This is a genomic window from Methylobacterium terricola, assembly GCF_006151805.1.
In the GTDB taxonomy this organism is placed as follows: Bacteria; Pseudomonadota; Alphaproteobacteria; order Rhizobiales; family Beijerinckiaceae; genus Methylobacterium; species Methylobacterium terricola.
This window is the reverse complement of sequence record NZ_VDDA01000001.1, coordinates 358673-378344: the sequence shown is the minus strand read 5'-3', so window position 1 is coordinate 378344 and position 19672 is coordinate 358673. Positions and strand designations below refer to the sequence as shown.

General features: G+C 72.6%; 16 protein-coding genes. 14 read left to right on the top strand and 2 right to left on the bottom strand.

Annotated elements, in window-relative coordinates; genetic code table 11:
• Positions 1–64 precede the first annotated feature (64 nt).
• The 8 genes from FF100_RS01685 to FF100_RS01650 all read left to right on the top strand — a co-directional run bounded on the left by FF100_RS01685 (position 65) and on the right by FF100_RS01650 (position 8291).
• Entirely contained in the window at positions 65–340 is a 276-nt protein-coding gene (locus FF100_RS01685) for a BrnT family toxin (protein ID WP_139034271.1), read from the top strand.
• Positions 309–587: a helix-turn-helix domain-containing protein gene (locus tag FF100_RS01680; RefSeq protein WP_139033822.1), complete on the top strand. Its 279-nt coding sequence runs from the start codon at positions 309–311 to the stop codon at positions 585–587. The genes FF100_RS01685 and FF100_RS01680 overlap by 32 nt, the downstream gene beginning before the upstream one ends.
• Positions 588–928: 341 nt before the next feature.
• Positions 929–2695 carry an SLC13 family permease gene (locus FF100_RS01675; RefSeq protein ID WP_139033821.1) on the top strand — a complete coding sequence of 589 codons (1767 nt, stop codon included), beginning with the start codon at positions 929–931 and terminating at the stop codon, positions 2693–2695.
• A 96-nt stretch (positions 2696–2791) separates the two neighbouring features.
• The gene (gene ccmI / locus FF100_RS01670; RefSeq protein WP_139033820.1) at positions 2792–3940 is read left to right on the top strand and encodes a c-type cytochrome biogenesis protein CcmI; all 1149 of its coding nucleotides are present in this window, start codon (positions 2792–2794) and stop codon (positions 3938–3940) included.
• 244 nt (positions 3941–4184) lie between these two features.
• Complete coding sequence (ccmE, locus tag FF100_RS01665) at positions 4185–4670, top strand: cytochrome c maturation protein CcmE (RefSeq protein WP_139033819.1); 486 nt, start codon at positions 4185–4187, stop codon at positions 4668–4670.
• A gap of 158 nt (positions 4671–4828) precedes the next feature.
• Positions 4829–6826: a heme lyase CcmF/NrfE family subunit gene (locus tag FF100_RS01660; protein ID WP_139033818.1), complete on the top strand. Its 1998-nt coding sequence runs from the start codon at positions 4829–4831 to the stop codon at positions 6824–6826.
• Positions 6827–6831: 5 nt separating this feature from the next.
• Positions 6832–7299 (top strand): cytochrome c-type biogenesis protein, encoded by a 468-nt coding sequence (locus tag FF100_RS01655; protein ID WP_139033817.1) that lies wholly within the window; start codon positions 6832–6834, stop codon positions 7297–7299.
• The gene (locus tag FF100_RS01650) at positions 7296–8291 is read left to right on the top strand and encodes a P1 family peptidase (protein ID WP_139033816.1); all 996 of its coding nucleotides are present in this window, start codon (positions 7296–7298) and stop codon (positions 8289–8291) included. The genes FF100_RS01655 and FF100_RS01650 overlap by 4 nt, the downstream gene beginning before the upstream one ends.
• Before the next feature lie 248 nt (positions 8292–8539).
• On the opposite strand, the gene FF100_RS01645 is transcribed toward FF100_RS01650, so the two are convergent.
• On the bottom strand, positions 8540–11038 hold the full coding sequence (locus tag FF100_RS01645) for an esterase-like activity of phytase family protein (RefSeq protein ID WP_246101866.1): 2499 nt from the start codon (positions 11036–11038) through the stop codon (positions 8540–8542).
• A gap of 185 nt (positions 11039–11223) precedes the next feature.
• On the opposite strand from FF100_RS01645, the gene crcB reads away from it, so the two are divergent.
• The 4 genes from crcB (at position 11224) to FF100_RS01625 (ending at position 16237) form a co-directional block, all read left to right on the top strand.
• Positions 11224–11595, top strand: coding sequence for a fluoride efflux transporter CrcB (gene crcB / locus FF100_RS01640; RefSeq protein WP_139033814.1), 372 nt, complete (start codon positions 11224–11226; stop codon positions 11593–11595).
• Between the two features lie 76 nt (positions 11596–11671).
• A complete protein-coding gene (locus tag FF100_RS01635) occupies positions 11672–11977 on the top strand; it encodes an Rdx family protein (protein WP_139033813.1) in 306 nt (101 codons plus the stop codon).
• Positions 11978–12022: 45 nt separating this feature from the next.
• Entirely contained in the window at positions 12023–14551 is a 2529-nt protein-coding gene (locus tag FF100_RS38285; RefSeq protein ID WP_139033812.1) for a sensor histidine kinase, read from the top strand.
• Between the two features lie 372 nt (positions 14552–14923).
• Entirely contained in the window at positions 14924–16237 is a 1314-nt protein-coding gene (locus FF100_RS01625; protein ID WP_139033811.1) for an adenylate/guanylate cyclase domain-containing protein, read from the top strand.
• An 88-nt stretch (positions 16238–16325) separates the two neighbouring features.
• On the opposite strand, the gene FF100_RS38280 is transcribed toward FF100_RS01625, so the two are convergent.
• Positions 16326–16766: a GcrA family cell cycle regulator gene (locus tag FF100_RS38280; RefSeq protein ID WP_281287239.1), complete on the bottom strand. Its 441-nt coding sequence runs from the start codon at positions 16764–16766 to the stop codon at positions 16326–16328.
• Between the two features lie 133 nt (positions 16767–16899).
• Here FF100_RS38280 and FF100_RS01615 point away from each other — a divergent pair, with 133 nt between their 5' ends.
• The gene (locus tag FF100_RS01615; protein ID WP_139033810.1) at positions 16900–18540 is read left to right on the top strand and encodes an inorganic phosphate transporter; all 1641 of its coding nucleotides are present in this window, start codon (positions 16900–16902) and stop codon (positions 18538–18540) included.
• A gap of 84 nt (positions 18541–18624) precedes the next feature.
• Complete coding sequence (locus FF100_RS01610; protein ID WP_139033809.1) at positions 18625–19638, top strand: NAD-dependent epimerase/dehydratase family protein; 1014 nt, start codon at positions 18625–18627, stop codon at positions 19636–19638.
• Positions 19639–19672 lie beyond the last annotated feature (34 nt).

Here is a 19672-nt window from a genome sequence, read left to right as displayed (position 1 = left end):
CGCGTGCGACACCCCTTACGGCCAGCGTTGCAAGCCATACGGAAATCCCGTATATTTTCGACTTATGACGGCCGATCGGTTCGACCCTGCCAAGGACGCGATCAATCGCCAGAAGCACAAGCTGCCCCTGGCCTTCGGCGACCGCATTCTCGAGGACGGCGACCATCTGCTCATCCCGTCGATTCGTGACGTCGACGGGGAGGAGAGGTTCAAAGTGATCGGGCTCGTCGAGCAGAAGCTGTTTACCGGCGTGTTCGTCTGGAGGGATGACCTGCCTCGTTTCATCTCGGTGAGAAGGAGCAACAAGGGTGAAGAGCGAGCCTATCGCGCTGCCGGCTGACCCGGCCGATCCCGAGGATTTCGACGTGGGCGTCGACGCGCTGGATCGCGGCCAGCGCGCACGCCTGATCCGCAGGACGCGGACCGGGCTCGGCCTGTCGCAGATCGAGTTCGCCCGCCGCTTTCGGGTCCCAGTCGGCACGCTACGCGACTGGGAGCAGGCGCGGGCGACGGCACCGGATTTCGCCATTGCTTACGTGCGGGTCATCAGGCGGCATCCGGATATGGTGGCAGACGCCGTCGCATAGGCGCCTGCGGAAAGAGGCGCACTCCTCTGGAATCACGCCCTGCTCGCGATGCGTCCGGCCGCCTGCAGGGTTCGGCCCTCTCCTCGCGGCTCCGTCCCTACCCTGGCGCGATCGTCGATTGCTCGTACCCCTCTCTCGGCGATCCCGCCCCCGCTCGCCCACCCCGGCAGCGAGCCGAACCCGGCACCGCCCGCGTGGAAAGGCGCCGGCCGCGCAAACTCTTCGCGTCCCCGCCCTGGGCGCCGCCCCGCGCGGCCCAATCTAGGGAGGCCCGCGACCCCGCATCAGGATCACCGCCCCGGCATGACCCGCACCCGACCCGTCGCCCGGATGTCCCGCGCATGACCCTCGACCAAGGCCTCGCCTTCGGCCTCATCGGGGTCACCGTCCTGCTCTTCATCTGGGGCCGGCTGCCCTACGACCTCGTGGCTTTGCTCTCCCTCGTCGCCGCCGTGGCGCTCGGGCTTGTGCCGGCGTCGAAGGCCTTCGACGGCTTCGCCGACGACGTGGTGATCATCGTGGCGAGCGCCCTCGTCATCTCATCGGCGGTGTCCCGCTCCGGCGTGGTCGAGAGCGCGATGCGCCCACTCCTGCCTTACCTGCGAAAACCCCGCCAGCAGGTGCCGGCGCTCGCCGGCGCGGTGATGGGGCTGTCGATCTTCACCAAGAACATCGGCGCGCTCGCGATCTTCATGCCGGTGGCTTTGCAGCTCGGGCGCAAGACCGGCACGCCGGCCTCGATGCTCCTGATGCCGATGTCCTTCGCCTCGCTGATCGGCGGCCTCGTGACGCTGGTCGGCTCGTCGAACAACATCATCGTGGCGAAGGTCCGGGCGGACGTCGTCGGCCAGCCCTTCGGGATGTTCGACTTCACGCCGGTCGGCCTTGGCTTGGCGGTGGCAGGCCTCGCCTTCCTGTCGGTGGGCTACCGGCTGCTGCCCCGGGACCGGCGGCCCGGCGGCTCGCTCGCCGCGGCGTTCCGGATCGAGGCCTACACCACCGAGGCCTGCCTGCCGGCGGAGTCGCCCCTCGTCGGCGCCACCGTGGGCGAGCTGGAAGCGCTCGGCGACGGCGACGTGACGGTGGCGACCATCATCCGCGAACGCTTCCGCCGCTACGTGCCGGGGCCGGACTGGCGGCTGGCCGCCGACGACGTGCTGCTGCTCGACGGCGAACCGGAGGACCTGGAGCGGCTGGTGGCCCGGGCGAAGCTCACCCTGGTCGGCACGCAGGCCGCCGGGGCCGAGCTGACGGTGATCGAGGCGGTGATCCCGGAGGGCTCGGCCCTCGTCGGCACCACCGCGGCCGGGGCGGACCTCGCCGCGCGCTACGGCACCGCTTTGCTCGCGGTCAGCCGGTCGGGCGCGGCGATCACACGGCGCATCGGCAGCGTGCGCCTGCGCGCCGGCGACGTGGTGGTGCTGCGCGCCGAATCCGAGCGGCTCGCCGACGTGCTCTCGGAGTTCGGCCTGCTGCCGCTCGCCGAGCGCAAGCTGGCGCTGGGCCACAGCCGCCGCAGCTACATCCCGATCGCGGTGCTGGCCGGGGCGATGGCCCTCATCGCCCTTCACGTCGTGCCGGTGGCGATGGCGTTCTTCGGCGCCGCGGTGCTGCTCCTGTGCCTGCGCGTGATGACCATGCACGAGGCCTACGAGACGATCGAGTGGCCGGTGATCGTGCTGCTCGGCGCCCTGATCCCGGTCAGCGACGCGGTGCGGGCCACCGGCGGCACCGACCTGATCGCCGGGGCGCTCTCGAACGCGATGCATTCGGTGCCGCCGATGCTGGCGATCGGCCTGCTGCTCGTCGCCGCCATGGCGGTGACGCCGTTCCTCAACAACGCCGCGACGGTGCTGGTGATGGGACCGATCGGCGCCAGCCTGGCGGTGAAGCTCGGGCTCAACCCGGACCCGTTCCTGATGGCGGTGTCGGTGGGGGCCGCCTGCGACTTCCTCACCCCGATCGGGCACCAGTGCAACACCCTGGTGATGGGCCCGGGCGGCTACCGCTTCGGCGATTACGCCCGCCTCGGCCTGCCGCTCTCGCTCATGGTGATCGTCGTCGGGACGCTGCTGATCAGCCTGTTCTGGCCGGTGGCGCCGCGCTGACGACAGGGCGCGCCGCCGCACGGGATTGCCCGTGCGTGACACCTTGTCGCCACGCTCGCGAATCGTGTCCCCCACGGGGGAGCGATAGAGAGGGGCATGACGGCGATCTGGTTCATCTTCGCGCTCATGACCGGCCTGGCGGTGCTCGCCCTGCTTTGGCCGATGTCGCGCCGCCCCGCCTTCGCTTCCCTGCCGGAGGGCGAGGCGCGGATCGCCACCGAGACCGGCTTCTACCGCGACCAGCTCCGCGAGATCGACCGCGACGCCGCCCGCGGGCTGCTGGCCGCGCCGGAGGCCGAGGCCGCGAAGGCCGAAGCGGCGCGGCGCCTGTTGCGGGCGAGCCGCGAGCCCGGCCGGGGCCCCGGCGCGGTCGGCGAGCCGGCGCTGCGCCGGCGCCGCGCCGCGTCCGCCTTCGCCCTCTCGACGGTGCCGCTGGTGGCGCTCCTCGTCTACGGCATCTACGGCTCGCCCGACCTGCCGGCCCAGCCCCAGGCCGAGCGCCTGGCCCATGCCCGGTCGGCCGGCAACGACCTCGCGGCGGCGGTCACGCAGATCGAGGCCCATCTCGCCAAGGCGCCGGAGGACGGCCGCGGTTGGGCGGTGCTGGCCCCGGTCTACCTGCGCGTCGGCCGCGTCGAGGACGCGATCAAGGCCTACGAGAATTCCCTGCGGATCCTCGGCGACGACGCGACCCGGCTCGCCGATTACGGCGAGGCCCTGGTGGCGGCGGGCGACGGCGTCGTCTCGTCGAAGGCGCGCGACGCCTTCGAGCGGGCGCTCAAGCAGGATCCCAAGGCGGTTAAGCCGCAATTCTACCTCGCCCGCGCGGCCGAGCAGGACGGCGACCGCGCCCAGGCCCGCAGCCGTTACGCCGCGATGGAAGCGGCCGCGCCCCCCGAGGCGCCCTGGCTGCCGCTGGTGCGCGAAAGCCTCGCCCGCCTCGACGGCGCCGCCGCGCCGCCGGTCGCCGCTGCGCCTGCCGGCACGAAGCCGGGAATGAGCGAGGAGCAGCGCGGGATGATCCGCGGCATGGTCGACGGCCTGGCCCAGCGCCTCGCCGAGAAGGGCGGGACGGGAGAGGAGTGGGGCCGGCTGGTGCGCTCCTACATGGTGCTCGGCGAGCGGCCGAAGGCGGAGGCGACGCTGGCGCAGGCGCGCGCGGCGCTCGGGACGGATCCGGGCAAAGTCGCGCCGGTGGAGGAGGTGGCGCGGGAGCTGGGCTTGGGCGTGGCGAAGGCGCCGTGATGATCGCGACGGCCGCGCGCGTGAGCCCTCCCCCGCCGAGGGGGGAGGGTTCGGGCGCGCGCCCTGCAAAGGCACGGGGCCGGGCCATCATCCCGCAGGCCCCCCCGCTTTTTGCCGCCTCGCCACGCGCGCTGCGACGTAGCAAAAGACGCCAACAGAGCCGGCCCATGCCGGCCTCCCCGGGAGACGCCCCTGATGACCCTCGCCACCGCCCTCCCCCGTCGCTCGGCCTGAGACCGCGATCATGACGCGCCGGCGCCGCCGCTCCGTCCTCATCCTCGTCTGCAGCGCCGTGCTGGCGGCGGCCCTGGGGCTCGTCCTCACGGCGATGCGCGACACGATCGTGTTCTTCCGCTCGCCGACCGAGGTGGCGAGCCAGAAGGTCGCGCCCGGCACCCGCTTCCGCCTCGGCGGCCTGGTCGAGGCCGGCTCGCTCAAGCGCGAGGCCGACGGGCATGTGGAGTTCAGCGTCACCGATACCGGCTCGACCGTGCCGGTGCGCTACCGCGGCCTGCTGCCCGACCTGTTTCGCGAAGGCCAGGGCGTGGTGACCGAGGGCGTGCTGCAGGCCGACGGGACGTTCCGGGCCGACACGGTGCTGGCCAAGCACGACGAGACCTACATGCCGCGCGAGGTCGCCGACGCCCTCAAGGCGCAAGGCCGCTGGCAGGAAGGCGGCGCGGCCGCGCAAGGTCAATCCGGACCGGCCTCGCGCACCGCCACCCAATAATCAGTCTGTATCCCCGTGCGGCGGAAGGTCTGGGCGGCGTCGGAGCCGAAGCGGACTAAGGTGACGGCCGCGATCCGCCGTGGCAGGACGCCGGGTCGGGAGAGCCGTCGGCCGATCTCCCGTCCCGATGGACACATGTTTACCGAAAGGTCGCCCTGGTGCTGATCGAGGTTGGTCACTACGCCCTCGCCCTGGCGCTCGCCCTGTCGCTGACGCAGATGGTGATGCCGGTCTGGGCGAGCCGCACCGGCGACCCGGTCCTGCGCAGCGTCACGGTGCCGGCGGCGCTCGCCACCTTCGCGTGCATCGCCTTCTCGTTCGCGGCGCTCACCTACGCCCACGTCACCTCGGACTTCTCGGTCCAGAACGTCGTCGAGAATTCCCACTCGATGAAGCCGCTGATCTACAAGATCTCCGGCGTCTGGGGGAACCACGAGGGCTCGATGATGCTCTGGGTGCTGATCCTGGCGCTGTTCGGCGCCGTGGTGGCGCTCGCGCGCAAGTCCGTGCCGCCGACCTTGCGCGCCAACACCCTCGGCGTGCAGGCGGCGATCACCGCGGTGTTCCTGCTCTTCATCCTCGTCACCTCGAACCCGTTCAACCGGCTCAACCCGGCCCCGGTCGAGGGCCGCGACCTCAACCCGCTGCTCCAGGATCCCGGCCTCGCGATCCATCCGCCGCTGCTCTATCTCGGCTATGTCGGCTTCTCGATCACCTTCGCCTTCGCCATCGCGGCCTTGATCGAGGGCCGGATCGACGCGGCCTGGGCCCGGGCGGTGCGGCCCTGGACGCTGGCGGCCTGGTGCTTCCTCACCATCGGCATCGCCATGGGGTCGTACTGGGCCTATTACGAGCTCGGCTGGGGCGGCTGGTGGTTCTGGGACCCGGTCGAGAACGCCTCGCTGATGCCCTGGCTCGCCGGCACGGCACTGGTCCACTCCACCGTGGTGATGGAGAAGCGCGACGCGCTCAAGGTCTGGACGGTGCTGCTCGCCATCCTGACCTTCTCGCTGTCGCTGCTCGGCACCTTCCTGGTGCGCTCGGGCGTGCTCACCTCGGTCCACACCTTCGCCACCGATCCGGCGCGCGGCACCTTCATCCTCGGCATCCTGGTCGTGTTCATCGGCGGCTCGCTGGCGCTCTACGCCTGGCGGGCGCCCACCTTGCGCCAGGGCGGCCTGTTCGCGCCGATCTCCCGCGAGGGGGCGCTGGTGATGAACAACCTCTTCCTGTCGGCGGCCTGCGCCACCGTGCTCGTCGGCACGCTGTATCCGCTGGCACTCGAATCGCTGACGGGGGAGAAGATCTCGGTCGGGGCGCCGTTCTTCAACCTGACCTTCGTGCCGCTCGCGGTGCCGCTGCTGCTCGTGGTGCCGTTCGGCCAGACGCTGGCCTGGAAGCGCGGCGACCTCGCGGCGGCGAGCCAGCGGCTGTTCGTCGGCTTCGGGCTGGCGCTCGCCGTCACGCTCGCCGCCATCGCCGTCACCTGGGGCGGACCCGTGGGGGCGCCGCTCGGCATCGGGCTCGGCGCGTACCTGATCGTCGGCGCCGCCCTCGAGATCGTCACCCGGGCGCGGGGCAAGACGGTCGGCCTGTCGCTGCGCCGCGCCGCCGGCCTGCCGCGCTCGGCCTGGGGCACCGCGATCGCCCATGCCGGCGTGGGCGTGACGGTGATCGGCATCGCCGCCCAGGCCTGGAGCGTCGAGGCGCTGGCCACCCTGCCGCGGGGCGGGGAGCTGCGCGCCGGCCCCTACCTCGCGGTGCTGGAGGGCGTGCTGCCCCGGACCGGGCCCAACTACACCGAGACCGTCGCCCACCTGACCATCCGCGAGGACGGCATCCCGGTCGGCGTGCTGGAGCCGGGCAAGCGCTTCTACGCCTCGCGCAACATGTCGGTGAGCGAGGCGGGCCTGCTCACGATCGGGGCGAGCCAGGTCTATGCCAGCGTCGGCGAGACCGGGACCGATGGCCGCGTCGGCATCCGCCTGTACTACAAGCCGCTGGTGCTGCTGATCTGGCTCGGCGCGGTGGTGATGGCGCTCGGCGGCGGCCTCTCCCTCACCGACCGGCGCTTCCGCGTCGGCGCCCCGGCGCTGAAACCGGCCCCCCGCGACGCCGCCGGCCCGGTGCCCCCCCACTCCGTTCCGGCGGAATAGCCCCGATGCGCGCCCTCCGCTCGACCCTTCTCGCCCTGGCGCTGCTCATGCCGGCCGCCGCCGGTGCGGTGCAGCCCGACGAGGTGATGAAGGACCCCGCGATGGAATCGCGGGCCCGGTCGATCTCGGCCGGCCTGCGCTGCCTCGTCTGCCAGAACCAGTCGATCGACGATTCCGACGCGCCGCTCGCCCGCGACCTGCGGCTGATCGTGCGCGAGCGCCTGCGCCAGGGCGACAGCGATGGTGCGGTGGTCGATTACGTGGTGCACCGCTACGGCGAGTTCGTGCTGCTGCGGCCGGTGCTGGCCTGGCACACCGCCCTGCTCTGGCTGACGCCGCTGCTGGTGGTCGGCTTCGGCGGCCTCGCCCTCTGGGGCGCCGCACGCCGCCGCAAGCCGGCGCCGCCCCGGGCGCTCTCGGCGGCCGAGGAAGCCGCCGTCGCCGACCTCGTGCGCCGGGCCGAGCCGCGGTGAGCGGCAGCCTCACCGACATTGCCGGCCTGCGCGTCGGCCATGCCGAGGATTGGCGCGCCCTCTCCGGCGTCACCGCGATCGTGTTCGACGCGCCGACGGTCGCGGCGGTCGACGTCCGAGGCGGCGGGCCCGGCACCCGGGAGACCGACCTCCTCGATCCCGAGCGCACGGTGACGGGGGTCGATGCGCTGGTCCTCTCCGGCGGGTCGGTCTTCGGGTTGGACGCCGCCTCCGGCGTGACCGGCTGGCTCGCCGAGACCGGCCGCGGCTTCGCGGTCGGCCCGGCGCGGGTCCCGATCGTGCCCGCAGCGATCCTGTTCGACCTCCTCAACGGCGGCGACAAGGCGTGGGGCCGCTACCCGCCCTATCGCGAGCTCGGCTACGCCGCGGCCGCCTCGGCCGGCACCGGCCCGGTGGCGATGGGCTCGGTCGGAGCCGGGCTCGGAGCACGGACCGCCAACCTCAAGGGCGGTCTCGGCAGCGCCTCGGCCGCGGTCGAGGGGACGGGGGCCCGCGTCGCGGCGCTCGTGGCGGTGAACGCCCTCGGGCGGGTCACGGTCGGGGACGGGCCGCATTTCTGGGCCGGCCCGTTCGAGGAGGGCGCCGAGTTCGGGGGCCTCGGCCCCGCTCCGACGATCCCGCCCGACGCCTTCGCCTGGCCGAGAAAGCCGATGCCGGGCGCCAACACCACGATCGCGGTGGTCGCGACGGATGCCCGCCTGACCAAGGCCGAGACCCGCCGCCTCGCCGTGACGGCGCAGGACGGCCTCGCCCGGGCGATCGTGCCGGCCCACACTCCCCTCGACGGCGACCTCGTCTTCGCGGCGGCGACCGGCGCGGTGCCGCTCGCCGACCCGGTCGGGGATCTGGCGCGCCTGGGCGATGCGGCGGCGCGGGTGCTGGCGCGGGCGGTGGCGCTCGGCGTCTACCATGCAAGCGCCCTGCCGGTGGCGGGGGCGCAAGCGGCGTGGCGGGACCGGTTCGGGAAGTAACCGCTCCCCTCTTCGACCACCCTCCCCTTTCCCGAACGACTGAAGCGAAGCGGAAGGAGATCCGGGATCCAGGGAAGAAGTGCCGCGAAGCGGCTCTGCATGCTGCACCGTTGCAGACACACTGACGCTTCGCGAAGCCTTGTGCTGGTTCCCGGATCTCCTTCCGCTGACGCTCCCGTCGTCCGGGAAAGGGGCGAGATCGCAACAACGACAGGCGGGCCCCTGCTCCCGGGCACCCGCCCCGCCTCTCAGAACTGGTACCGCAGCCCCGCCGTGACCCCGTGCGCCACCCCGGCCCGGGTGCCGATCGCCGCCTGGTAGTCCACCCTCCAGCCGAGCCGCTCGGTCAGGTTGCCCTGGAGGCCGGCACCGGCGGTGACGAAGTCGGACTTGAGGAAGGGGATCGCCGCGGTGGCCGTCGCCAGCGGGTTCTGGACGCTGGCGAGGCGGAACAGGCCGGCGCTCTGCTGCGGCCCGAGGCCGAGATTGTAGGCCACGCGCACCGACGGAATGATCCCGCCGAAGCCCGTATAGGCAAGCTCGGCGCCGAAGCGGGCGGTGGTCTGGAGCACCGTCAATCCGCCATAGGCCACGTTGTTGCCGGCAGCCCCGGTCTCGGTGAAGCCGCCGATGCGTGCCGAGAAGTGGCTCAGTCCCGCGAAGGGCATCAGCCGGAATGCGTCGCGGTCGAGGATCAGGCCCGCCTCGCCGTCCAGCGCCAGGGCGGTGGCGGAGGTCTTGCCGTCGGCGGTCAGGCCGTAGGCGGCCGGGCGGCGGAGGCCCGAGAGGTCGATGAGCGGCGCGCCGCCGACGATGCCTTGCGCGTAGAAGGTCGGCCCGTAGTAACCGCCATAGGCCGCGACCGTGAAGGCGCTCTGGTCCTGGCGGAACCCCTGGGCGCGCGACAGCGAGCCGCCGCCCCCGCCGACCGCGAGGCCGGCCCGCCACGGGCCGCTGAGCGGCAGGTCGAGTCCGGCCGAGCCCTGGGCGATGGTCCGGTCGAGGGAGAGGCCGCCGGTGCGTGGCTGGTCGGCGAAGACGACATCGCCCCCGAGCCAGAGCGCCGGGCCGGACGTGCTCCAGGCCCCCTGTCCGGCGAGGCCCGCGCCGCGGCGCAGGGCCGAGAGATGGTCCTGCACGCCGCGCGTCGCCGCGGCCGCGAAGCCGAGGGCGCCGGCCCCGAGGCTCTGGAGCACCGTCGGCGCCGTCGCCTTCATCACCGCGAGCGAGAGCGGATCGACGTAGGTCGGCAGGGTCAGCCGGTAGGCGAGCAGGAGGTTGTCGTTGTTGAGGCCGGCATCGTAGGGCTGGCCGTTGATGACGCCCTGGCGGGTCAGGAAGTCGTTGTCGTTGCCGACGAGCAGGAAATAGTCGTTGGGCGCCCGCTCGCTCAGCACCGGCACGAGGCCCATCGCCTCGATCTTCTCGGGCAGCGTGGTCTGGGTCGCCGGATTCGTGTTCAGGTTCATCCCGAAGCGGTTGAGCTGCACCGGGTTGAGGAGGTCGACGACCTCGGTCGTCTTCACCGGGGTCAGGCCGGCCCGCAAGGTGCCGCCCGGCGAGATCGGCGTCGTGCCGTCATAGGCGCTGCCGGCGATGTTGGTGGCCCCCGCGGTGTCGACGAGGAGCACGCTCTTGTAGACGATCGGCGTGGTGTTGCCGGTGCCGAGCCCGTTCGAATCGCGCGACAGAACCAGGAACTGGGTGTCGTTGAGCGCCAGCATCTCGCTCTGGGCCGCGGTGCGGTTCGGCGCACCGCCTGTGCCGGCCTGGTTGTAGACCGGCAGTTGCAGCACGTATTCGCGGCTCGGGCCCGACGGGGTCGGGGACCCGGAGATGTCGTAGTAGAGGATGCGGGTATTGGCCCGCTGCTGCTGGTTGGCGCCGGAATCCTGCAGGGTCGCGCTCTGCAGGATGGTGACGAGGCCGCGCCCGTCCGGCGTCAGCGCCAGCGCCTCGAGGCCCTGGTTGTTGCGCCGGCCCGTATCGGGCGGGGTGAGGGAATTAAAGTTGAGCTGCCCGTTCGTCACCGGCTGCAGCGCGGCCGGAATGCCGAGCACGCCCTGCAATTGGCCGTTGCGGTTGAAGTAGTAGATGTTCGGGCCGTACTCGTCGCTGACGTAGAACGAGCCGTCGAGGCGGCGTGCCAGGCCCTCGGCGTCGAGGCTGATGCGCCCGGCGCTCGGGCCGGTGGCGGCCGAGGGCAGCACGGCGCCGAGCTGGCGGGTGGTGCCGGCGCCGGGATCGAGGCCGCTGAAGCGCTGGCCCCGGGCATCGGTGAGGACGATGCCGCCATCCTGGGTCAGGACGACCTGGGCTTGCGAGGCGGTGGCCTGCGGCAGGGCGGCGCTGCCCGTGTAGGGCGTGAAGCTCAGGGAGAAGCGATTGAGCCGGCCGGCATAATCCGTGAACAGGCCGCCATCGGGATTGTTGTAGCCGCGGTCGGGCAGCGTGTAGAGCGTGCCGGTATAGGTGTCGCCGCTGCGCCGCCAGGTCGCGAGATCGACGGCGAGCGAGGAGAACGAGCCGAGGGAATCGCCGAGGAAGTCGCGGGTGGTCGCCGGCAGCCGGCCGAGGCCCTGGAGGCCCTGGTTGACGATCGTCGTGCCGCCGGCCTCGACCGAGACCGGCCCGTCGACGGGCTGCAGGTTCGGCACCCGCGCCTCGATCGATTGCGCCTGCGCGATCCCGGCGCTCGCGAAGAGGCCGCCGGCCGCGAGAGCGGCGCGGATGGAAATGGTCGTCACGATTCGTCCCCGGCTGACTTTGCGGCAGCGATGGGGCGGTTCCATGACGGCCGCATGACGCCGTGTGGCGTCTGGGCCGCGAATGGAACCGGGTGCGGCGTGCGGGCCACGGTTGCGTCTCGCGTCATCGCCCTGACCCGGGAGGCGTGGCAGAAGCCCGGGGCGTGGACGGAGGCGGTGGAACGGTGAGCTACCTGGTGGTCTTCCTCGGGGCCGGGCTCGGCGGAGCCCTGCGCCACGGCGTCAATTTGTGGGCGGCGCGGGCGGGCAGTTCGTTCCCGTTCGGCACGATGGTCATCAACATCGTCGGCTCGGTGCTGATGGGGGTGCTCACCGGCTGGTTCGCGGCGCGGGGCGGCGGGCCGCAGGCCCTGCGGCTGTTCCTGACCACCGGCATCCTCGGCGGCTTCACCACCTTCTCGACCTTCTCGCTCGAGGCCTTCCTGCTGTGGGAGCGCGGCGCCCACGGGGCGGCGCTCGCCTACGTCGTGGTGTCGGTCCTGGGCGGCATCGCCGGCGTCGCCGTGAGCCTCGCCGTGCTGCGCCAGCTCGCGTGAGACCGGGCGGAGTCCAGGTCCCCCGGGCGTGAACATGGTTGACAAGCCGGGGGATCGGAGGCGGAGTCTCCCGACGATGAGCGACACCGTTCCCCGCCCGGAGGCCGAGAAGCCCCGCATCGCCATCACCTATTGCACCCAGTGCAACTGGCTGCTGCGGGCCGGCTGGATGGCGCAGGAGCTGCTCTCGACCTTCCGCGACGACCTCGGCGAGGTCGCGCTGATTCCCGGCACCGGCGGCGCCTTCGCGATCACCTGCGGCGACGCGGTGATCTGGGAGCGCAAGCGCGACGGCGGCTTCCCCGACATCAAGACCCTCAAGCAGCGGGTGCGCGACCGGATCGAGCCCGGCCGCGACCTCGGTCATCTCGACAGGGCCTGACGCCTTGAGCATGCCGCGCCGCCCGCGCGCCACCGGAGACAGGCCATGATCCGCCGCCGGCTCAACGCCCTGCGGCGGGACGGGCTCTCGACCCAGGTCTACCTCGTCGCCCTGGCGATCGCCCTGATCGGGCCGGGCCTGATCTTCACCGCCGTGCTGCTCGGCCGCTACGCCGCCCTGGAGCGGGTCCGCTTCGAGCAGGATGCCCGCGAGAGCGTGCGCGGCATCGCGCTCAGCATCGACCGGGACATGGCCGGGCTGGTCTCGGTGCTGCAGACCCTCGCGGCCTCGCCGCGCCTGAGGCAGGAGGGTCTGGACGGGTTCGAGACCCAGGCCCGGGCCGTCACCGCCACGACCGGCCTCGATTTCTCGCTGCGCCGGGGCGACGGGATCCAACTGGTCAACACCGCCCTGCCTCCCGGCGCGCCGCTGCCGCAGGACCCGCATCGGGAGGATGCCGAGGTGATGGCGACCAAGCGCCCGGTGATCGGCGGCGTCCGGGCCGGCAGCCCCGGCCGGCCGCCGACCTACGACGTGGCGGTACCGGTGACGATCGAGGGTGCGCCGGCCTACGTGCTGAGCGTCACGGTGCCGGTGGAGCGGCTGCACCAGATCCTGATCCACGACCTCGCCCCGGGCTGGACCACCGCGATCATCGATCGCACCGGCCTGCTGCTCGCCCGCTCGGAGGACCACGCGACCCTCGCCGGCCAGCCGATGCAGGCGGGCTTGCGCGGCCACCGGACCGCCGCCGCCGACATCTGGGAGGGGACCGACCGCAAGCGCCGCCCGGTCCTCTACGTCGAGACCACCGCGAAGGCCGCGGGCTGGACCGTCGGCGCCAGCATTCCCAAGCAACGGGTCGAGGCGCCGTTGCGCCACTGGATCCTGGCCTTCGGCGGGTTCGGGCTCCTGGCGCTCGCGGTGTCGTCGTATCTCGCGGTGAAGTTGTGGGCGCGGGTCGCCGAGCCCCTGCGCCAGCTCGCCAATGCCGGGGGAGCGCTCGCGTTGGGCCAGCCGGTGCCCCGGGTCTCGACGCCGATCCGCGAGATCCGCCAGCTCGCCGACACCCTGGCCGACGCCTCCCAGAGCCTGCGCCGGGGCATCGCCGAGCGCGACCGGGCGCTCGAGGAGCAGAGCCGGGGCCTCGTTGCCCTGCGCGAGAGCGAGGCGCGCTTCCGCCACATGGCCGATTCCGCCCCGGCCCTGATCTGGATGACCGATGCCGAGGGCGAGATCGCCTTCGTCAACATGCATTACGAGTACCTGTTCGGCCGCTCGACCGCGATGTTGCGTCAGGGGCGCTGGCGCGAGATCGTCCATCCGGACGACCTTCCGGGGTTCGAGGAGAGCTTCGCGCTGGCCTTCGCGGCGCGCACGCCCTTCCGCCGCGCCACCCGGGTGATCGACCGGCACGGAGCCGTGCGATGGATCCTGTGCGAGGGGGTCGCCCGCCTCGACGATCATGGCCGCTTCCTCGGCTATACCGGCTGCAACGTCGACGTCACCGAGGCCAAGGACGCCGAGGCGGCTTTGCGCGAGGGCGAGGAGCGCCTGCGGCTGGCGCTCGCCGCCGGGCGCCTCGGCACCTGGGAGATCGACCTCGCCTCGGGGCAGCACCGCCTCTCGGCCCGCTCGGCCGAGATCTTCGGGCAAGCGCCGCTCTCGCACGAGGCCTGGATCCGCACCGTGCATCCGGAGGACCGGGCGCGGCTCGAGGCGGCGCTCGCCGCCCTGCTCGCGGGCGAGGCCGAGTACCGCACCGAGTTCCGGATCCGGCCGGAGGAGACCCAGCCGCGCTGGGTCAGCGCCCAGGCGATCGTGCAGCGCGATGCCGGGGGCCGGGCCCGCCGGGTGATCGGCATCCACCAGGAGGTGACCGAGCGCAAGCGCGCCGAGGAGCACCTGCGCCTGCTGGTGCACGAGCTGAACCACCGGGTGAAGAACACGCTCGCCACCGTGCAGTCGATCGCGATGCAGAGCCTGCGCGGCCTCGACGGCCCGGCCGCGGCGGCGGCCCGCTCGGCCTTCGAGGCCCGGCTGATCGCGCTCGCCCGCGTCCACGACGTCCTCACCCGCGAGAGCTGGGAGGGGGCGGAGCTGGCCGAGGTGGTCAAGGACGCCCTCGCCCCCCTCGACGGGCCGGGCGCGCAGCCGCGCTTCACCGTCGGCGGGCCCGCGATACGCCTGCCGCCCCGCATCGCCTTGTCGATCGCCATGGCGTTGCACGAGCTCGCCACCAACGCCGTCAAGTACGGCGCCCTCTCGGTGCCGGCCGGCCAGGTCACCCTGTCGTGGAGTGTCGGCGAGGGACGGCTCTCCTTACGCTGGCAGGAGCGCGGCGGCCCGTCGGTGGTGCCGCCGACCCGCACCGGCTTCGGCTCGCGCCTGATCGAGCGCAGCCTCGCCCGCGAGCTCGACGGGACGGTGAGCCTGAGCTTCCCGCGCGAGGGCGTGGTCTGCACCATCGTGGCGCCCCTGGGGGAGCCGGGGGCGGTACGGGTAGGGAGCGAGCCGGACACCCGGGAGGCAGGCGGCCCCCCGGCACGGCGCCGGGCGGCGGGGCAGGCGTGAGGGGTTGGGCTGCGGCGAGTCGAACGGGCGCGGGCTCCCCGCTCCCTGCGGGCGGGGAGAGGGTTTCATCGACCTTGTCGTCGATGAAACAAGCGTGGGCGGAGCCGACGCGACGGTAGGGGGGGCAGGATCGGGCACTTCCCCTCACCCTCGCCCTCCGGGCTCGTCGCGCGCCCTGAACGGGAGCACGGCCCGCTCCTCGCCCGCGGGGACAGGACAAGGTCCCGCGCCATGGCTTCGAGCCGGAACCCGTCCGACACTCCCCTGCGTCAGCGGAGGTAGGCCGGCCGGTCGATTGCGGGTGGCAGCGTGCGTCCCATATCGCAGGGAGCCAAGGGCCCGTCCTGCGCCCGGCGCCGGACGAGACCGCCGATGACGCCAGACACGACGCCGAGCCCGCCGGCCCGCCGGCCCCTCGGCACCCGGATCGGCCGCGTCCGCAGCCGGGCCGGGCTGACCGGCGTCGGGGCGGCGCTGCTGCTGATGGTCGGCGCCGCCAACGGCCTGCTGCTGGCCTGGCAGAGCAATGTCCAGCACCGCATCACCCACACCCTCACGATCGACCGGATCCTGATGCAGGTGCTGGCCGACCTCCTCGACGCCGAGACCGGGCAGCGCGGCTATTTGCTGACCGGCGACCCGGCCTTCCTGGTACCCTATACCGCCGGCAGGGCGCGGATCGCCGCGGAGCTGCCGCTGCTCGGGGCGGAGCTCGGCACCTCGTCCACCCAGGAGGCCCGCATCGCCGCCCTCCGGCCCGCCATCGACCGCAAGTTCACCGAACTCGACCGGACCCTCGCCCTCGACAAGGCGGGCGACCGCGACGGGGCGCTCGCCCTGGTGCGGGCCGGCGAGGGCAAGGCGGAGATGGACGAGATCCGCCGGATCATCGAGGCGATGCGCACCCAGGAGGACGCGCTGCTGCTCGGCTACCAGCAGCACGCCCACCGCATCGAGACGATGGTGGGGATCGGCAGCGTGGTGTCGGTCGGCGTCATGGCGCTGCTCGCGGTCCTGGCGCTGCGCGAGGCGTCGCGGCGGGCGGCCCTGTCGCGCTTCCTGCCGGCAGAGCTGGCGCCGCTGCTGGAGCGCGGCGGCAGCATGGAGCAGGGCGGCGGCCTGCGGCTCGGCGAGCGGCGCCACGCGGGCATCGCCTTCGTCGACATGCGCGGCTCGACGACGATCGCCGAGCGCGCCGACCCCGAGACGGTGGCGATCCTGGTGACGGGGTTTCGCCGCTGCGTCGCCCAGGCCGCCCGGGAGACCGGGGGCGTCATCGACAAGTTCATGGGCGACGGGGCGCTCGTGGTGTTCGGCGTGCCGGAGGCACGGGCCGATGCCGCCGCCCAGGCGCTGGCCTTCGCGAACCGGCTCGAGGCCCTGGTGACCGCGTGGAATGCCGGCTCGGGCGAGACCCCGGTACGGATCGGCATCGGGGTCCATTGCGGCGAGGTGTTCGTCGGCGTGGTCGGCGACGACGACCGGCTCGAATTCACGGTGCTGGGGGACGCGGTCAACGTCGCGGCCCGTCTGGAGCAGGCGACCAAGACCTTCGGGACCACCACGCTCGTGTCGCAGGCCGCCCTCAAGGCAAGCCGCGCCTCGGGCGAGCAATGGCGCGAGGTCAGCCGCACGGCCCTACGCGGCCGGCAGGAAGCGTTCCCGATCTACGGCCGCGCAGCCTGACGCCACCCGATGGCCCTTCGGGCTCGACGGAGCGGAGGAAGGGGCGAAGAACGGCGTGGGACGGGGTAGCGGTCCCGCCCCGCCTCTGCTATCGCAGCCGCCCCGGACGCGTCGGTTCGAACACGATCCGGCGGTGGAAGGCGCACCAGCTCTTTCCATCCTGCACCGGCGCGCCGCAGCAGACCGCACGGTCGTTCGGCTCGCCGATGATGAACTTGCATACGAAGGCGCCCGATTGGGCAAAAGGAACCCGGAGACTCGGAGAGGGCTCCTCGACGGCGTCTGCGGTCACGATATGCGACATGCGCACGAGCTGGTTCATCGGGTACTGACTCGCTGGCCTTCCGCCACCCTCGACCAGAAGGGCACCGGGCCGGTTCGTTGCGGGCGGATCCGCCAGCGACCAATCGCCGGGAAACCCGCACCTCTGGGACCCGCCTCCCTGTGACCCGCATGCACGCGTCGCAGGGGCAGCGGTGGTCCGACGAATTTGGGGTTGCGTCACGCAGAACGCAAGCCCCTTAAGCATTTACACCGGGTTTTCGACAGCCGGACAGCCTCCGGGAGGCCGCGCGCCGCACCCTCGGCCGTCATCCACTTGCCATCCCACCGCCCTATCCTTGGCGAGGTGCCGTTGCGGCGCGCTTTCCGGTGGATCCCCGATGTCCGATGCCGCCCTCGCCTCCGGCCGCTCCGGCGCGGCGCATAGTCACGGCCGCCCACGATTCGAGCATCGCCTGCACCCGGCGGCGGCAATGGCGTTCCTGGCGGTCCTGGCCGCGGGCCTCGCCTATGCGGGATACAACCTCGTCACCGACATGCACCGGGCAGGCCAGCCGCCGCTCGCCATCGGGGCCTTCGCGCTGCTCGGCCTCGCCCTCCTGATCGCGCTCGCCTTCGAGTTCGTGAACGGCTTCCACGACACCGCCAACGCGGTGGCGACGGTGATCTACACCCATTCGATGCCGCCGCTCGTGGCGGTGATCTGGTCCGGCGCCTTCAACTTCCTCGGCGTGATGGCCTCGACGGGGGCGGTGGCCTACAGCGTCGTGACGCTGCTGCCGGTCGAGCTGATCCTGCAGGTCGGCTCGGGCGCCGGCTACGCGATGATCTTCGCCCTGCTCGTCGCCGCCATCGTGTGGAACCTCGGCACCTGGGCGCTCGGCCTGCCGAACTCGTCCTCGCACGCGCTGATCGGCTCGGTGATCGGCGTCGGCCTCGCCAACCAGCTGATGGCGCCGGGCCACGCCGCTTCCGGCGTCGCCTGGGGGCAGGCGGCGAGCGTGCTCGAATCGCTGCTGTTCAGCCCCCTCGTCGGCTTCCTCTGCGCCGCCGGCCTGCTCCTCCTGCTCAAGCGCGTCGTGCGCCGGCCCGAGCTCTACCGCGCCCCGGAGGGCGAGGCGCCGCCCCCGCTCTGGATCCGCGGCCTCCTGATCCTGACCTGCACCGGCGTGTCCTTCGCCCATGGCGGCAATGACGGCCAGAAGGGCATGGGGCTGATCATGCTGATCCTGATCGGCGCCGCCCCGACCGCCTACGCGCTCAACCGCACGATGCCGGAGTCGAGCACGCCGGCCTTCGTGCAGGGCTCGCACGGCGCCAGCCGCATCTTCCGCGACCATGCCGGAGGGGCCACCGTCCCGGACGCCGCTTCCGCCCGCGCCCAGGTGGGCGAGGCGCTGAAGGCGGAGGCGCCGGCCAAGGCGCTCGCCGCGCCGGAATCCTTCGCGGCGCTTGCCGGCCTCGCCGACGACATCGCCGCGCAGGTGCGGAACTACGGCGCCATCCGGCACGTCCCGGCCGAGGCGACGCAGAACCTGCGCAACGACATGTACCTCGCCAGCGACGCGGTGCGCCTGCTCACCGGCGAGGCGTCGCCCTTCACGGATGCCGAGAAGACGACCCTCGGCGACTACCGGCGCACCCTCGACGACGGCACCCGCTACATCCCGACCTGGGTCAAGGTCGTGGTCGCCCTGGCGCTCGGCCTCGGCACGATGGTCGGCTGGAAGCGGATCGTCGTCACGGTCGGCGAGCGCATCGGCAAGCAGCACCTCACCTACGCGCAGGGCGCCTCGGCCGAGGCGGTCGCCGCCGGCACGATCGGGCTCGCCGAGGCCTACGGCCTGCCGGTCTCGACCACCCACATCCTGTCGAGCGGCGTCGCCGGCACGATGTGGGCCAACGGCACCGGCCTGCAGATGGCGACGGTGCGCAACCTGGCTCTGGCCTGGATCCTGACCCTGCCGGCGGCGATCACGCTCGCGGGGGTCCTGTACTGGGGGTTGCGGCAGGTGTTCTGAAGGGGGCGGGCCGGGCTGGCAAGCCGCCCCCCGCCGGTGTAACCGCCCCGGGCGGGCGCTTCGGATCCGCGCCAGGGACCCGCCATGCGCTTCCTCGTGACAGGCACGGCCGGCTTCATCGGCTACCACCTCGCGCACCGCCTGCTCCAGGCCGGCCATGAGGTGGTGGGGGTCGACGGGCTGACCGACTACTACGACGTCGCCCTGAAGCGGGCCCGGCTGGCGCGGCTCGCGGCCCTGCCCGGCTTCTCGTCGCACGCCTTCCTGCTGGAGGAGCCCGGCGCCTTCATGGCCCTGATGGCCGAGGCGCGGCCCGAGGTGGTGGTGCATCTCGCCGCGCAGGCCGGGGTGCGCTACAGCCTGGAGCACCCGGAGGCCTACGTCGCGGGCAACATGGTCGGGACCTTCCAGGTGCTGGAGGGCTGCCGGGCGCATCCGGTGCGCCACCTGCTCTTCGCCTCGACCTCCTCGGCCTATGGCGGCAACCGGACGGTGCCGTTCCGCGAGACCGATCGGGCGGTGTGGCCGCTCACCATCTACGCCGCCTCGAAGATCGCCGGCGAGGCGATGGCGCATTCCTACGCCCATCTGTGGAAGATCCCGACGACCGCGTTCCGGTTCTTCACCGTCTACGGGCCGTGGGGCCGGCCCGACATGGCCCTGTTCCTGTTCACCCGGAAGATCCTGGCCGGCGAGCCGATCGAGGTCTACGACCACGGCCGGGCGATCCGGGACTTCACCTATATCGACGACCTCGTCGAGAGCATCACCCGTCTGATCGACGCCCCTCCTCCCCCGCCCGGCACAGAGCCGGTCTCGGCCGCCGACACCCTGAGCCCGGTCGCACCCTACCGGATGGTCAATATCGGCGGCGGGCGGCCGGTGAGCGTCGCGGCGATGCTCGACGCCCTGGAGGCGGCTTTGGGCGTCCAGGCGGTGCGCTTGTTGCGCGACCTGCCGCCCGGCGACGTCGACCGGACCGAGGCGAGCACCGACCTGCTGCGTGACCTCGTCGGCTACGTCCCGGCGACGCCGCTCGCGACCGGCATCCCGGCCTTCGTCGCCTGGTACCGGGAGCATTACGGCGCGGGCGTCTAATCATCGTCTTGTCACGGGGGCCGCGACAGTGCTC